This window comes from Acidovorax sp. GW823-FHT02H02 (assembly GCF_058797075.1).
In genome coordinates this window covers 160,517-174,926 of the sequence record NZ_JBXAJH010000005.1, presented here as the reverse complement: position 1 = coordinate 174,926, position 14,410 = coordinate 160,517, and the positions used below count along the sequence as shown (strand labels likewise).

Genomic DNA, 14,410 nt, shown 5'->3' with positions numbered 1-14,410 from the left:
GTCATACGCTGCCTCGCAGCAGTTGTCTTCCGATAATGGTTTTCTGTACCTCACTGGCACCTTCGTAGATGCGCATGGGACGAACTTCCCGGTACAGGCGTTCCACCACCGTGCCGCAGGTGATGCCCAAACCTCCCCACAACTGAACGGCGGCATCGACCACCTGGAATGCCGCCTCGGTGCCCTGCAGCTTGGCCATGGCTGCTTGCGTGGTGATACGCACTTGGCGCACATCGCGTGTCCATGCGGCCTTGTGCACCAGCAGGCGCGCGGCTTCCAGGGGAGTGGCCATCTCTGCGACTTTGTGGCGCACGGTGTCCATCTCCGACATCGCTCGGCCATACAGCTGCCGGGTGGTGACCCGGGCCACGGTTTCATCCAATGCCCGCTGTCCTATGCCGATGGCGGCTGCCCCCACGGAACTGCGGAAGATGTCCAGCACGGACATGGCGACCTTGAAGCCCTCGCCCAGTTCTCCGATCAGACGGTTGGCCGAGACGCGGCATTGGTCGAAATGGATTTCCGCCAAGGGGTGCGGCGCCAGGATGTCAATCTGCTTGTGGATGCGTAAGCCAGGGGTCTGTGCATCGACCAAAATGGCCGACAGCCCTCCGGCGCCCTTGCCCGGCTCAGTGCGGGCTACCACCACGTAAAAATCCGCGATCCCACCGTTGGAGATATAGGACTTGGCGCCTTCGATGATGTACTCGCCGTTCTCCAAGGTCGCGGTGGTGCGGGTGGATGCGACGTCCGACCCGCCATCCGGCTCCGTTAGAGCGAAGGCCGCCACCTTCTTCCCTGCGGCACAGGCGTGGACATAAGGCGCGCACAGGGCCGGCGAGCCTTTTTGCCAGAGTGCGGCAGCGCCGATGCCCTGCATGCTGAAGACAAAGTCAGCCAGCGGTGCGTAATAACCCAGGCATTCGCGCACCAGACAGATGGAGCGCAAGTCCACAGAAGGCGCTGACTCTGCCGTGCCTGGGTAGTGGCGCGGAACGGTGTACTGCAAAATGCCATGTGCAGCCAGAGACTGGCGCCAGTACGCGCATTGATCGGTCAGGCTGCCGTGGGGTTCTTCCTCCAGGGCCGCACGGTTGTCATCAATCCAGCGGTTGAGAGCGGCTACGACCTCGACGTGTCCGGTATCAAAAAACGGGGTTTCTGGCAAGATCCATTCGGTTTTCATTTTTCCTCCTCCTGCGCCACCAGGGACTGGGCAAGATCTCTCAGCTCATTGCGCTTGACCTTCTTGCCGTTGGGGCCCATGGTGAAAGGGAAGCTCTCTACGCTGAAGATGCGGATTGGCACCTTGTAGCGAGCAATCTGTTTATGCAGTTCGGCCTTGATGGAGTCCTCGTTCACCGGGCGCTGAGGGTCGGGGATGACAAAAGCCACCGGTCGCGCACTGCCCGCTGCATTCACCGCTACCACCTGGCACGCACTGGCGCCGCATTGGCCGAGCACCGCTTCTTCGATTTCCGCGGGGTTGACCAGAAACCCGCCGATGCGCAGCACATCCCCGAGCCGGGAAACGTGGGTGAATCCCCCGTCTCCATTGACATAGCCCAGGTCTCCTGATCGAAGGAAGCCATCTGGAGTGAAAGCCTTCGCGGTGGCCTCGGAGTTGCCCAAATACTCTTGCATCATGTAAGGGCCGCGGAACTCCAACTCGCCAGGCTCCATGGGGGCAGCGAGGGCGCCTGTTTCCAGCACCCGCACACGTACCTCTGAACTCGGGCTTACGGGGATACCGCCCGCTTGAGCGCGGCGAGGCAAGGGGGCAGTCGGGTCCTGGTGCGCGAACAGGGCCAGGGTTTCGCTCATGCCAAAACACCCGACCATTGGGATGCCCAACTGCTGAGCGTGGCCAGGTAACTCATCCAGGCCTGGAACGAAGTTGGCGTGGCCGAACATGCGCAGCGCCTTCGGGCGCCACGTGTCAGGCAGCGGCGCAATCATTTTTTCCACCATGTCGTTGGTGCCGAACATGTGGGTGATGGGTTGCTGCTGCAAAGTGCTTGCCGTGCGTGCGGGATCAAACGCTTCATGCAAGACCAGCCGGGCGCCGGCAGCCAGCGTTGCCATGGCCACGGTGTAGCCGAAGGCGCCACACATGGGCAGAGCCAGCAAAACGCTGCAATCACGATCTATCCCAAAGCTGGCCGCGGCATCCTGGGCATGCAGCGCTATGTTGGATTGGCCATGCACGATCAGTTTGGGCACGCTGGTCGTGCCTGAGGACGACACAATGATGCAAGGGTGTTCTGAAGTGTCTCGTGCCGTTTCGCACGGTGTGTCTAGCAAGGCATTCCAGTGGCGCAGGCGTGGGGCTGGGTGGTCTGCGCGTTGCAGCCAAGCTGGCAAATCATGGCTGGGTGTATGGACCGTGGCATCGATCAGGCATTGCAGGGAGCCTGCATGCTGTTGCCACACCTGAGCCAGACTGCTGCTTTCTGGCAGGGCCGTCGCGTCCAAGGGGTTCACGCCGTTGGAGGCGACGGGGCCGTTGACCACGGATCGATCGAACGCCAGCGCCTTGCAGCGGGCGCGGTCAATGAAGTTGACTAGCTCCTTCACACCGAGCTTCAGATTCAGGCTCAAACTCGCAACGCCAAGGCGGGCACATGCCAGATGCAGGATGAGCCAACGCGGAGTGTTGGGTAGCCAGATTCCCAGCACGTCCCCGGCCTGCAGACCCTGGCACTGCAGGCCGTTGGCCACGCGGCCGACTTGGGCGCGCAGTTCGGTATATGTGAGATCTTCATCACCAAAGCTCAGGGCCACGGCATCCCAAGGTGCCCGCGCCAGCATGTCCGAGAGCGTTGTCAGTCGGTGGTTGACGGGCGCGGCTGATGCCGCTGTGACAGCATGCATGCAACCGCTCCTCAGACTGTGGCCACGGGTGTTACGGGGGAGCCCACGGCGCCCGGCAGACGCAAGGCGGGGGCTGTGAGCATGAAGCGATGACGGCCAGCCTCTTGCAGCCATTGCGCCAACTCATGGAGATACCACATCTCACCAAAGGGCATGCCCAACTTGAACAGGCACAGCTCATGCAGAGGCAGAAAGGCACAGACCCCATTGGCCGGACGACCGGGTACGGCTTCTACCCCATAGTTATCGGCCACGAGGGTGGTGATCTCGCTGTCGATGATCCATTGATGCAATTCCGGGTCGCGACCGTCCAGCACGGCGCCCACGGTTTCCGGCATGTCGGCCTGGGGCTGTCCGTTGCAGGCAATCAGCAGGTCCGTGAAGCCGGTGTACAGCGCCACAATGTCACCCTTGCTGACCTCGATACCGTCTTGCTCCATGACCTGTTTGAGCATTCGGCCGGATACCAGCGTATGGCCGTCGCCAAAATGCTTGCGCAGATTGATCAGCACACCCCGGCCCTGGATGGCTTGCTCAGCCAGGCGCTCCACCCCCAGGGCCTTGGCGCGCGACTGGCCATCCATATCCGGCAAATCCTGGGGGGCCAGAATGTCGATGCCGGCCTGAAAACCGTTGTAATAAACAAGTTCGTCGATGCCGTCGCCATTCACATCGAAATGGCTGCCGACATGGGATAACGCGTCCCATTGCGTGGAATACTGCAGGTAGATCTGGGCGTAGTCATCGCACACCACATCGGTGTAGTTCGGGTTTTCCTGCGAAAGGGCGAAGTTCATGCCGGGACCCAACGGGCGTCTGGACGGTTTGATAACTGGAGGGTGGCGCCTGGGGTTGAGAGCATTGCCACCAGGTAAGTCCAAGGGCAGACTCAGGCAAAAGCGCTGGCCGGTCTGGATCTCCCGCGCAGCTTCTCGCACCTTTTCGGCTGTCAGGTAGTTCAATCGACCCAACTGATCATCCTGGCCGAAATCTCCCCAGTTGGATTGCGGCGGTCGCTTGGTCCAGCGTGGAGCATTGCCTTGCCCCACCACGGGTGGAACATGTGGCGCGTGTATAGGTCGATATGCGTTCATCTCAATCTCCAGATAACGTGTGAGACAGTCCGTCGCATTGATATGCCGTAAGTTGGCAATGAAGAGCGGCGAAGGCTTGCGACGCACTATGGGTCGAGGGACAGCAAATGACAAAAGCGGAGAACGGCAATGTTCACCATATGAACTCAGGTTTTCCCGGAGCGCAAAGTCCGGCGCGCCTGGTGACTGTCCTGGGGTGGATTGCGCGCAATCATGTGCAAGGCTTGTCCATCAGGGAGCTGACGGATCTATCAGAGCTTGACCGTTCCACGGCCCGGCGGCTGTTGATGGTGCTGGTGCAGACAGGCTACGCTGCCAAAGACGAACTGACCGGGCGTTATCGACTGGGGGTGGAGGCCATGCTGACGGGAATGGCGGCCATGACCAAACCGCCCATATTCGAGGCCTGTCACCCGGCCATGGTGAACATCGCCAGGCGTACGGGTGATACGGTTTTTCTCATCGTCCGCATTGGCGATTCCGCGCATTGCCTGCATGTGGAGGTGGGGCGCAATCCCCTGTATGCCCATAGCCTTATGGCGGGGCAAGCCCGCCTCTTAGGCCAGGGCACGGCCAGCCTGGCCCTGGCGGCAACCCTGCGCGACAGGGAATTGGGTCAGATCTATCAGCGGCGCAGCCTGGACTATGACGCGGTTGGCATCAGTCAGGAACGCCTGCAGGACATGGTGAGCCGCACGCGCAGGATGCAACATTCCGACAGCCTCAATCTGCTCACTTCCGGCGCTGCCGGGATCGGTGTTGCGATCAGCTTTCAAACCAACCACGTGGCAGCCATCAGCGTGGCGGCACACAACGCCACCATGACTGCCGCGCACAAGGATGAAATACTGAAGGTCATAGATGATGAGCTGAGGCGTGCAGGCATCGCGGTGTACCGATATCTGTAGATTCAAGCGCTCCCAAAGGAGGCGCAAGCTACGTAACGGGCGGGGTGTAAAGACGCCCTTTCAAATTGCCGAATTGAAGCCCGTCGCCACTGCGGGCATGCTGGCAAGCGATAAGACTTACACCAGCCACAAATGCACCTGAGCGCACAAACCCACTACCAGGCCGAGCTGAATGCCGGCCGCTTTTGCCTGCAGCACTGCCCGCAGTGCCACCACCATGTGTTCACACCGCGTGAGCTGTGCCCGCACTGCGGCGCCAGCCCGCTGCGCTGGGTGCGTGCCAGCGGCCTGGGCACCGTCTATTCCACCACCACCATCGCGCGCAAGGCGGATGCGGGTGGCAACTACAACGTGGCCTTGATCGACCTGGACGAGGGCGTGCGCATGATGAGCCGCGTGGAAGGCGTGGCGCCCGAGGCCGTGACGATTGGCCAGCGCGTGCAGGCCCATGTGGCGCAAAAGGACGGGCGCGGCCTGGTGCTGTTCACCCCGGCACAAGCGCAAGGAGGTGCAGCATGAGCCGCGTTCCCCAATCCCACCTGGACGCCGCCGCCGTGAACCGCCCGCTGCGCGGCCGCGTGGCCATTGTCGGCGCCGCCACCTATGGTTGTGGCGAGGCGGCCGGCATGGACGACATGACGCTGCTGGTGCGTGCCGCGCACGCCGCCGTGGCCGATGCGGGCCTGACCATGCAGGACATCGACGGCCTGGCCACCTGCAGCGTGAACGCCAGCATGTGGACCATGCCGGTGATCGAGCATCTGGGCATCAACCCGACCTACGTGGACGGCACGATGATCGGCGGCAGCAGCTTCATCGCCCACCTGCTGCCCGCGATCCGCGCGCTGGAGGCCGGGCAGTGCAAGGCCGTGCTCGTGTGCTACGGCAGCGCGCAGCGCTCGGCCACGTTCGGGCGCAAGGAAGGCGTGGCCGCGCGGCGCTTTCTCGACCCGCAGCCCTACGAGCATCCCTACGAGCCGGTGCTGCCCGTCGCCGCCTACGCCCTGGCTGCCGCCCGCCACATGCACGAGTTCGGCACCACACGCGAACAGCTGGCCGAAGTGGCCGTGGCCGCGCGCGCCTGGGCGCAGCGCAACCCCGAGGCTTTCATGCGCGATCCGCTCACCATCGAGGACGTGCTCTCGGCCCGGCCGATTGCCAGCCCGCTCACCGTGCGCGACTGCTGCCTGGTGACGGATGGCGGCGGTGCCATCGTGCTCACGCGTGCCGAGCGTGCGCGCGACCTGCCCAATCCTCCCGTCTATGTGCTGGGCAATGCTACGGCCATCTGGAACCGCCAGATCTCCTGCATGCCCGACCTGACGACGACCAGCGCAGCGCAGTCGGGCGCGCAGGCCTTTGCGATGGCGGGCCTGACGGCGGTCGACATGGACATGGCCCAGGTGTATGACGCCTTCACCATCAATACCCTGCTGTTCCTGGAAGACCTGGGCTTTTGCGCCAAGGGCGAGGGCGGCGCCTTCGTGCAGGGCGGCGCCATTGCGCCCGGCGGGCGCCTGGCCGTCAACACCAACGGCGGTGGCCTGTCGTGCGTGCACCCGGGCATGTACGGCATCTTTGCGCTGATCGAGGCCGTGCGCCAGCTGCGCGGCGAGGCTGGCGCGCGCCAGCTCCAGCAGCACCGCACGGCCGTGGTGCACGGCAATGGCGGCACGCTGTCGAGCCAGTCCACCGCCGTGCTGGGCACGGCCGAAACCCTCTGAACATTGAAAGAACCCTGACCATGATCCGCGATCCAGAAATTTTGGAAGCCCTGCTCGACAGCGTGCGCCGCTTTGTGCGCGAGCGCCTGGTGCCGGCCGAGAACGAAGTGGCCGAGACCGACGAGATCCCCGAATCCATCGTGCAGGAGATGCGCAACCTGGGCCTGTTCGGCATGACCATCCCCGAAAAGTTCGGCGGACTGGAGCTGACCATGGAAGAGGAATGCCGCGTGCTGCTGGAGCTGTGCCAGACCGCGCCGGCCTTCCGCTCCATCATCGGCACCACGGTGGGCATCGGTTCGCAGGGCATCCTGATGGACGGCACGCCCGAGCAGCAGGCCGAGTGGCTGCCCAAGCTGGCCACCGGCGAGGTGATCGCCTCGTTTGCGCTGACCGAGCCCGAGGCGGGTTCGGACGCCGCATCGCTGCGCACCACCGCCATCAAGGACGGCGACTTCTACATCGTCAACGGCACCAAGCGCTACATCACCAACGCGCCGCACGCCGGCATGTTCACGCTGATGGCGCGCACCAACCCCGACAACAAGGGCGCGGGCGGCGTGTCCTCCTTCATCGTGGACGCCAAGACGCCCGGCATCAGCTTCGGCAAATACGACAAGAAGATGGGCCAGCGCGGCGCCCACACCTGCGACGTGATCTTCGACAACGTCAGGGTGCCGGCCGCCAACCTCATCGGCCTGCAGGAGGGCCGCGGCTTCAAGACCGCCATGAAGGTGCTGGAGAAAGGCCGCATCCACATCGCCGCGGTGGCCGTGGGCGTGGCCAAGCGCATGCTGCGCGATGCGCTGGCCTACGCGCTGGAGCGCAAGCAGTTTGGCCAGGCGATTTGCGACTTCCAGCTGGTGCAGGCCATGCTGGCCGACAGCCAGGCCGAGCTGTACGCGGCCGAGTGCATGACCATCGACGCCGCGCGCCGCCGCGACGACGGCCACAACGTCTCCACCGAGGCCTCGTGCGCCAAGATGTTCGCCACCGAGATGTGCGGCCGCGTGGCCGACCGCGCGGTGCAGATCCTGGGCGGTGCGGGCTACATGGCCGAGTACGGCATCGAGCGCTTTTACCGCGACGTGCGCCTGTTCCGCCTGTACGAGGGCACAACGCAGATCCAGCAGATCATCATCGCGCGCAACATGGTGCGCGAGGCACGCGACGCATGAACAAGGCGCCAGGCGAGTCAGCCGCCGATGTGCCGGACAAGGCAGAGGGCGACGCAGCGCCGCCACCCGACCGCAGCGCCTTCATGCGCCTGATCGGTGCTGCGCAGGTGCCTGCGCCGCCGGGCAAGGTGCATGTGAGGCTGCCGCACCTGCGCGAGGAGCTGCTCAACCAGCTGCCGGCCGCGCATGGCGGTGTGGTCATGACCTTGCTGGATTCGGTCATGTCGCGCGCCGCCGGCGAGCTGCCGGGCGCACCTTCGCAGACTGCCGTGACGGTGGAGATGTCCAGCCGCTTTCACCGCCCGGCCCGCGGCCCGCTGCTGGCCGAAGGGTGGGTGGTGCATGCCACGCGCAGCCTGTGCAGCTGCGCGGGCCAGCTGATCGACGAACAGGGCCAGGTGGTGGCCACGGCCAGCGGCACCTTCAAGTACTGGCTGGCGCCGGTGACCTGGAAGTCCATCGAGTGAGTTTCGAGTAAAAGTGGCGCTGGCGCTGGCGCTGGCGCTTGTGCAGCAAGTGCCAGCAGCTATTTCTTCAATCGCATCATTTCAGTTCCAGCCGCCCCTGCGCGTCGGCCACCAGCAGCTCCACCAGCTCCTGGGCAAAGCTGGGCAGGGCCTCCAGGCTGCGCACGCAGATCTGCATCTCGCGCACCGACCAGGCGTCCGACAGCGGCACGATGGCGATGTCCATGCTGTGCGCGTGGCGGCTGGCGGCCGACTCGGGCAGCACGCCCACACCCACGCCGGCCTCGATCATGCGGCACGCTGTCTCGAAGTTGCTGACCTGGATGCGCAGCTTGATCGGGCGGTGCAGCTGGTCGCTGGCCTGGCGCAAGAAGGCGTGGATGGCACTGGATTCGTGCAGCCCCACATAGTCCATATCCAGCGTGTCGGCAAAGTCGATCTGCATCTCGCCGTCCAGCGCATGGCCCTTGGGCACCACCAGCACCAGCCGGTCGCAGCGGTAGGGCAGGGTTTCCAGGTTCTCGGTGCGCACCAGCCCGGCAACGATGCCGATGTCGGTCTGCCCCTCGGTCACTGCGCGCACGATGTCGTGCGACAGGCGCTCGCGCAGGTCGATGTTCACGTCCGGATTGCGGCGCAGGTAGTGGCGCAGCACGGGCGGCAGGAACTCGCCCAGCGAGGTGGTGTTGGCAAACACGCGCACATGGCCCTTGATGCCGCGCACGTACTCCTGCATGTCGCCGCGCAGGTGCTCGATCTGGCCCAGCACCATGCGCGCATGGGTCACGAAGGCCTGGCCCGGCGGGGTCAGCGTCACGCCCTGGCTGGTGCGGTACAGCAGCTTGGTGCCGATGCTTTCTTCCAGGTTCTTGATGCGCGTACTGGCCGCGGGCAGGGAGATGAAAGAGAGTTCCGCGCCGCGCGTCATGCTGTTGGCGTCGGCGATGTGCACCATCAGGCGCAGGTCTACAAGATCGAAATGCATGGCCATGCGCGCATTGTAGAGAGACGGGTGCCGCACCCCGGTACGTCGGCCCAGCCCTGCACAGACACAAACGCCGCCTTCAGCAAAAGCAAAGCCGCCGCGCGCGCCACCGCTCTAGGATGGCAACCTTGCCTGCCAGGTGCAGGCCACACTACAGGCACCACCGAAAGACGCCATGGCCACCACCCCCTCCGCCACCACCCCTGCCTCCCCTGCCCCGCACAGTGCGGCGGCGCAACGCGTGGGGGCCCTGGGCCACCTGCGCGTACTCGACCTCTCGCGCGTGCTTGCCGGTCCCTGGTGCACCCAGAACCTGGCCGACATGGGCGCCGACGTGATCAAGATCGAAAAGCCCGGCGAGGGCGACGACACGCGCCACTGGGGCCCGCCCTTTTTTGCCGACGCGGCCGGAGCCCCCACCGACAACGCCTGCTACTTCGCCGCCTGCAACCGCAACAAGCGCTCGGTCACCGTGGACATGGCCACCCCCGAGGGCCAGGAGCTCATCCGCGAACTGGCCTGCCAGAGCGACGTGCTGGTGGAAAACTTCAAGACCGGCGGCCTGGCGCGCTACGGCCTGGACTACGCCAGCCTGTCGGCGCTGAACCCGCGCCTGATCTACTGCTCGGTCACGGGCTTTGGCCAGACCGGTCCCTATGCATCGCGCGCGGGCTACGACATGCTGGTGCAGGCCATGAGCGGGCTCATGAGCATCACCGGCCACGCCGACGCCGAGCCCGGCGGTGGCCCGCTGCGCGTGGGGGTGGCCGTGATCGACCTGTTCACCGGCATGTACGCCACCAGCGCCATCCTCAGCGCCCTGGAAGCGCGCCACCACACGGGCCGCGGCCAGCACATCGACATGGCCCTGCTGGACGTGGCCATGGCCATCCTGGCCAACCAGGGCACGGGCTACCTCAACTCCGGCAGCGTGCCCCAGCGCCAGGGCAACACCCACCCCAGCGTCGTGCCCTACCAGGATTTCCCCACGCAGGACGGCAACGTGCTGCTGGCCATCGGCAACGACGGGCAGTTCGCACGCTTTTGCGCCGCCGCCGGCGTGGACTGGGCGCAGGATGCGCGCTTCACCACCAACGCCGGCCGCGTCAAGCACCGCGACACCCTCATCCCCATGATGAGCGCACTCACGCGCACGCGGCCCATGGCCGAATGGGTGCGCCTGCTGGAAGACAAGGCCGTGCCCTGCGGCCCCATCAACCACATCGGCCAGGCCTTTGACGACCCCCAGGTGCAATTCCGGGGCCTGCGCGTGGAGCAGGAGCGCTACCCCGGCGCCCAGCCACCAGCGGGCGAGCACGTCAACCGCGTGGTGACCACAGCCAGCCCGATGCGCCTGTCCGACACACCGCCCACCCTGCGCCATGCACCACCGGCCCTGGGCCAGCACACCGAACAGGTATTGCGCGAACGCCTGGGCGTGGACGCCCAGCGCATGGCCGCCCTGCGCGCCAAGGGCGTGGTCTAAGAGCCACCCCAGCGGCAGGGCTGCGGCATCACTCGACCCGGTTCCACTCCAGCGCACGGCTGCGCCAGTGCTCTTCGATGGTCTGGGTGAAATCGGCGCGCACCAGCTTGGCGCGCTGCTCCAGCCAGTCGGCGTTTTCGCGCCGGATCACGATGCCTTCGAGGTTGCCCTGGCGGAACTGGCTGTGCGTTGCGTGCACCCGTTCGCGCAGCTGGTCGAGGTCCACCGGCCCGGCGTACAGACGCGGTACCGTCATGAAACCCATGCGGGCCGCCCATTCGTTGCGCCGCGTGGTGCTCCAGAACCGGCCGGTGCTGCGGTCGTACACGTCGAACAGCAGCCACCAGTCAGGCAGCGTGGCGTAGTCGAGCGAGTGGCGGGCGGCGCACCATTCGCCAAACGCCACCAGGTCGGTGCCCAGCGCGTCGAACAGCTTGTCTTCGTGCGCAGCCAGCCAGGGGCCCAGCCGGGCAAATTGCCCATGGAAGGGCTGCGGCAGATACTGGCCACGGTTCTGCGCGCGCAGCACGCCGTCGGGCGACACCGAAAAGCCCAGGTTGGCACCGTCGAGCTTTTCTTCCAGCACCACCTCGCCGGCCAGCAGCTCGTGCGCCTCGTCGGGCGAAAGCACCTTGTCATCGCGCGGCGCGCCGGTGGCCAGCCACGCGATGTGCGGGGTGTGGGGAAATCGGAAGAAATCAGTCATATCGTGCCTTTTCTCCATGCTTGGTGTGCCAACGCGCCACCAGCCAGTCGTGCAACAAATTCTCGACCTCCAGGCCCACCGTCCGCAGTGCCTTCTGGCAGTCGAGCCAGTCGGTATCGCTGGCATTGGTGAGCTGGCAGGCGCTGCCCAGCGCGAGCGCGGCCAGTGCCGCGGCCACCATCTTGCGGTCGGCCAGGTCGGTCACGGCGCTGGCCAGCGCGGGGGGCAGCACGGCATTGCCATCGGCATCGGGCTGCAGATCCACCCACACCACCTCGTTGTGGTCGATCTTGTGCATCATCACCAGCCAGCCATAGTCCTGCTCGGAGAGCTTGTGCCCGTATTCGCCGCACACCTGCCAGCCGGCATCGAGCACGGCGTGGCGCGTGGGGTCGGCCTCGAAGGCCTCCAGCCAGTCGAACACGCGCTGGCGCAGCGCGGCGTCGTCCACCGGCGTCCCCTCGGCACGAAAAGGTGAACCCGCATCGGCCGCGCTGGCCACGATGAGCACATTGGTGTCCACCAGCCGCGAGGCGGGCAGGGTCTGCGGGCCGCAAGCCTCAGCCACCGGCCGCTTCCCGCATGCGCTGCGCCCGGGCACGCGCCTGCTCGCGCGCCTCGCCCATGGCGTCGCCAAAAAAACGTGGCGGCCAGTTGCGCACCGTGCCGAATTCATCCACTTCCAGCGGCACCAGCACGGCGTTGGCGCCCTGCCGCTCCACGAACAGCATCTGGCAGTGGACGGTGGTGGTCTGGCGGCGTGCCAGCAGCGTCTGCATGCGGCGAAACAGGTGCTCGGAATGCGTTTCCACCAGAAACTGCACCTGGCGCTGCTGGCTGACTTCAGCAAACAGCTCGGCCAGTACCGCCTGGGCCAGCGGGTGCACGTGGATCTCGGGCTCTTCGAGCAGCACCGTGCTGCCCGGCGGCACGCAATAGGCCACCGTCAGCACGGGCAGCACCTGGGCCACGCCCACACCGACATCGCGCAGGTTGGCGGCCACGCCGTCCTTGTGCACCAGCAGCTCGTAGCGGCTGGACCGCCCCAGCTGGCGCACCTCGATGCGGTCGGCCAGGCCCATGCGCTGCAGCCAGCCGGACACGCTGCGCAGCACCGTGCCCTGGCCTGCGCCGGGGTGCAGGGCATCGGCCAGCAGGGCATCGATGGCACGCTGGCCGTCTGCGCCCACGGAACCCACCGCCGCCTTGCTCCAGGCCTGATCGCGCGGCGGACGCTGGCGCAGCGGGCCCAGGTAGACGATGGCTTCCAGCTCGCGGCGCAGGGCCAGGCTCAGGTCCTGCAGATGGGCGCCATCGGGGCCCAGCAGGGCAATGGCTTCGGCCGAGAACGCCATCGAGCGCTCGGGCGCCAGCTGCGGTCCCTTGCCACGTGGCCGGGACTCGTCATCCACCCACACCGCATAGGCGCCGCGCTCGCGGCGCACGGCCCGGAACTGCCGCGCCACGGTGGACAGCGACAGCGCCTGCACCACCACGGCGCCGCTGGCCGTTTGGCCGTAGCTGCAGGCGAAGCGGCCGTGGCGCACCCGCTCGCCCTCGGGGCGCTCGAATTCCAGCACGATCTCGAACTGGCGCGGTGCAGCGCCATGCGCCAGCACGGCATCGAAGTCGCCCAGGCTGACCAGATCGTTGGCTTCGTCGCCGCCCAGGTTCAGGTGCAGCGTGCGATCGGGCGCGGCGGCGGTCTGCTTGAGCAGCAGCAGGCTTTGCAGCAGGGTGGACTTGCCCGACGAGTTGCTGCCCAGCAGCATGGTGACCGGCGCCAGCCGCACGCTGCCACTGTCGCGCCAGGCCTTGAGGTTCTTGAGCTGCAGGTGCTTGATCATGTGCGTCGTTCGCCGCCCCAGGCGCGGTCGGTGGCGGGCTGCGGGCGGGCCACCCACGCCCCGCCACTCAGGCGGGCTCTCGGTAGAAAAGTTGCCGCGTCTTCACCGGCGCCACCGCCTGGGCAATGGCACCAATGTGGTCGGGCGTGGTGCCGCAGCAGCCGCCCACGATATTCACCAGCCCTTCGGCTGCAAACTCGTGCACCAGCCGGCTGGTGATCTCGGGCGTCTCGTCAAAACCGGTGTCGCTCATGGGGTTGGGCAGGCCGGCGTTGGGGTAGCAGCTGATGAAGGTGTCCTCGGCCACGCGGTTCAGCTCCTGGATATAGGGGCGCATCAGCGTGGCGCCCAGGGCGCAGTTGAGGCCGATGGCCAGCGGGCGCGCATGGCGCACGCTGTGCCAGAAGGCCGTCACGGTCTGGCCCGACAGGATGCGGCCCGAGGCATCGGTGACGGTGCCGCTGATGATCAGGGGCAGGCGCTCGCCGCTCTTCTCGAAATACTCGTCGATGGCGAACAGTGCGGCCTTGGCATTGAGGGTGTCAAAAATCGTCTCGACCAGCAGCACGTCGGCGCCGCCCTCGACCAGGGCCTCGACCTGTTCGTAGTAGGCGGCACGCAGCTGCTCGAAATCGACGTTGCGCGCGCCGGGGTCGTTCACATCGGGGCTGATGCTGGCCGTCTTGGGCGTGGGGCCCAGGGCGCCGACCACGAAGCGCGGCTTGTCGGGTGTCGAATACTTGTCGCAGGCCGCGCGGGCCAGCTGGGCCGAGCGCAGGTTCATCTCGCGCGCCAGGTGGGCCATCTTGTAGTCCTCCTGCGCTATGGTGGTTGCACCAAAAGTGTTGGTCTCGATCAGGTCGGCCCCGGCGGCAAGATACCGCTCGTGGATGTCGCGGATCACGTCGGGCCGCGTGAGCGACAGCAGTTCGTTGTTGCCCTTCACGTCGCGCGGAAAGTCCTTGAAGCGCTCGCCCGCACCATCGGGGCCCGTGTAGCCCTCGCCCCGATACTGCGCCTCGCCCAGCCTGAAACGCTGGATCATGGTGCCCATGGCACCGTCGAGGATGACGATGCGTTGGGCGAGGATGTCGGGGAGCTCAGCGGCGCGGGTGTAGTGAAGGGCTTGCATGGGGCCATT

General features: G+C 65.9%; 14 protein-coding genes. 6 read left to right on the top strand and 8 right to left on the bottom strand.

What is annotated here, in order from left to right; genetic code table 11:
- Position 1: 1 nt before the first annotated feature.
- The 3 genes from AC1RDS_RS07710 to AC1RDS_RS07700 are packed head-to-tail and all read right to left on the bottom strand — an operon-like array spanning position 2 to position 3,968.
- Complete coding sequence (locus AC1RDS_RS07710) at positions 2–1,186, bottom strand: acyl-CoA dehydrogenase family protein (protein ID WP_026434865.1); 1,185 nt, start codon at positions 1,184–1,186, stop codon at positions 2–4.
- Positions 1,183–2,874, bottom strand: coding sequence for an AMP-binding protein (locus AC1RDS_RS07705; RefSeq protein ID WP_051248594.1), 1,692 nt, complete (start codon positions 2,872–2,874; stop codon positions 1,183–1,185). Before AC1RDS_RS07705 ends, AC1RDS_RS07710 begins: the two co-directional genes overlap by 4 nt.
- Before the next feature lie 11 nt (positions 2,875–2,885).
- The gene (locus AC1RDS_RS07700; protein WP_081679575.1) at positions 2,886–3,968 is read right to left on the bottom strand and encodes a cyclase family protein; all 1,083 of its coding nucleotides are present in this window, start codon (positions 3,966–3,968) and stop codon (positions 2,886–2,888) included.
- A 107-nt stretch (positions 3,969–4,075) separates the two neighbouring features.
- Between AC1RDS_RS07700 and AC1RDS_RS07695 the strand changes: the two genes are divergently transcribed.
- The 5 genes from AC1RDS_RS07695 (at position 4,076) to AC1RDS_RS07675 (ending at position 8,245) form a co-directional block, all read left to right on the top strand.
- Positions 4,076–4,876, top strand: coding sequence for an IclR family transcriptional regulator (locus AC1RDS_RS07695; protein WP_238323166.1), 801 nt, complete (start codon positions 4,076–4,078; stop codon positions 4,874–4,876).
- A gap of 132 nt (positions 4,877–5,008) precedes the next feature.
- Positions 5,009–5,395 (top strand): Zn-ribbon domain-containing OB-fold protein, encoded by a 387-nt coding sequence (locus AC1RDS_RS07690; RefSeq protein ID WP_026434862.1) that lies wholly within the window; start codon positions 5,009–5,011, stop codon positions 5,393–5,395.
- Entirely contained in the window at positions 5,392–6,600 is a 1,209-nt protein-coding gene (locus AC1RDS_RS07685) for a thiolase family protein (protein ID WP_026434861.1), read from the top strand. Before AC1RDS_RS07690 ends, AC1RDS_RS07685 begins: the two co-directional genes overlap by 4 nt.
- A gap of 20 nt (positions 6,601–6,620) precedes the next feature.
- Complete coding sequence (locus tag AC1RDS_RS07680; RefSeq protein ID WP_026434860.1) at positions 6,621–7,778, top strand: acyl-CoA dehydrogenase family protein; 1,158 nt, start codon at positions 6,621–6,623, stop codon at positions 7,776–7,778.
- On the top strand, positions 7,775–8,245 hold the full coding sequence (locus tag AC1RDS_RS07675) for a PaaI family thioesterase (RefSeq protein ID WP_431603983.1): 471 nt from the start codon (positions 7,775–7,777) through the stop codon (positions 8,243–8,245). The genes AC1RDS_RS07680 and AC1RDS_RS07675 overlap by 4 nt, the downstream gene beginning before the upstream one ends.
- A 76-nt stretch (positions 8,246–8,321) precedes the next feature.
- Here AC1RDS_RS07675 and AC1RDS_RS07670 read toward each other — a convergent pair whose 3' ends face one another.
- Positions 8,322–9,236, bottom strand: coding sequence for a LysR substrate-binding domain-containing protein (locus tag AC1RDS_RS07670; RefSeq protein ID WP_287876681.1), 915 nt, complete (start codon positions 9,234–9,236; stop codon positions 8,322–8,324).
- A 169-nt stretch (positions 9,237–9,405) separates the two neighbouring features.
- Here AC1RDS_RS07670 and AC1RDS_RS07665 point away from each other — a divergent pair, with 169 nt between their 5' ends.
- Entirely contained in the window at positions 9,406–10,716 is a 1,311-nt protein-coding gene (locus tag AC1RDS_RS07665) for a CaiB/BaiF CoA transferase family protein (RefSeq protein ID WP_348682818.1), read from the top strand.
- A 28-nt stretch (positions 10,717–10,744) separates the two neighbouring features.
- Here AC1RDS_RS07665 and AC1RDS_RS07660 read toward each other — a convergent pair whose 3' ends face one another.
- From AC1RDS_RS07660 to AC1RDS_RS07645, 4 genes are all read right to left on the bottom strand, one after another.
- Positions 10,745–11,422, bottom strand: a complete 678-nt coding sequence (locus AC1RDS_RS07660) for an RNA ligase family protein (protein WP_026434856.1) — start codon at positions 11,420–11,422, stop codon at positions 10,745–10,747.
- Positions 11,415–11,990 (bottom strand): hypothetical protein, encoded by a 576-nt coding sequence (locus AC1RDS_RS07655; RefSeq protein WP_348682817.1) that lies wholly within the window; start codon positions 11,988–11,990, stop codon positions 11,415–11,417. Before AC1RDS_RS07655 ends, AC1RDS_RS07660 begins: the two co-directional genes overlap by 8 nt.
- Complete coding sequence (locus AC1RDS_RS07650) at positions 11,983–13,269, bottom strand: AAA family ATPase (RefSeq protein ID WP_348682816.1); 1,287 nt, start codon at positions 13,267–13,269, stop codon at positions 11,983–11,985. The genes AC1RDS_RS07655 and AC1RDS_RS07650 overlap by 8 nt, the downstream gene beginning before the upstream one ends.
- 67 nt (positions 13,270–13,336) lie before the next feature.
- Positions 13,337–14,401, bottom strand: coding sequence for a homocysteine S-methyltransferase family protein (locus AC1RDS_RS07645; protein WP_348682815.1), 1,065 nt, complete (start codon positions 14,399–14,401; stop codon positions 13,337–13,339).
- Positions 14,402–14,410: the final 9 nt, after the last annotated feature.

Bases quoted from the DNA above. Each gene is read 5' to 3' on its own strand.
- AC1RDS_RS07670 (WP_287876681.1), bottom strand. From the start codon at position 9,236: ATGGCCATGCATTTCGATCTTGTAGACCTGCGCCTGATGGTGCACATC.
- AC1RDS_RS07650 (WP_348682816.1), bottom strand. From the start codon at position 13,269: ATGATCAAGCACCTGCAGCTCAAGAACCTCAAGGCCTGGCGCGACAGT.
- AC1RDS_RS07660 (WP_026434856.1), bottom strand. From the start codon at position 11,422: ATGACTGATTTCTTCCGATTTCCCCACACCCCGCACATCGCGTGGCTG.
- AC1RDS_RS07645 (WP_348682815.1), bottom strand. From the start codon at position 14,401: ATGCAAGCCCTTCACTACACCCGCGCCGCTGAGCTCCCCGACATCCTC.
- AC1RDS_RS07665 (WP_348682818.1), top strand. From the start codon at position 9,406: ATGGCCACCACCCCCTCCGCCACCACCCCTGCCTCCCCTGCCCCGCAC.
- AC1RDS_RS07700 (WP_081679575.1), bottom strand. From the start codon at position 3,968: ATGAACGCATATCGACCTATACACGCGCCACATGTTCCACCCGTGGTG.
- AC1RDS_RS07705 (WP_051248594.1), bottom strand. From the start codon at position 2,874: ATGCATGCTGTCACAGCGGCATCAGCCGCGCCCGTCAACCACCGACTG.
- AC1RDS_RS07710 (WP_026434865.1), bottom strand. From the start codon at position 1,186: ATGAAAACCGAATGGATCTTGCCAGAAACCCCGTTTTTTGATACCGGA.
- AC1RDS_RS07680 (WP_026434860.1), top strand. From the start codon at position 6,621: ATGATCCGCGATCCAGAAATTTTGGAAGCCCTGCTCGACAGCGTGCGC.
- AC1RDS_RS07695 (WP_238323166.1), top strand. From the start codon at position 4,076: ATGACAAAAGCGGAGAACGGCAATGTTCACCATATGAACTCAGGTTTT.
- AC1RDS_RS07685 (WP_026434861.1), top strand. From the start codon at position 5,392: ATGAGCCGCGTTCCCCAATCCCACCTGGACGCCGCCGCCGTGAACCGC.
- AC1RDS_RS07690 (WP_026434862.1), top strand. From the start codon at position 5,009: ATGCACCTGAGCGCACAAACCCACTACCAGGCCGAGCTGAATGCCGGC.
- AC1RDS_RS07675 (WP_431603983.1), top strand. From the start codon at position 7,775: ATGAACAAGGCGCCAGGCGAGTCAGCCGCCGATGTGCCGGACAAGGCA.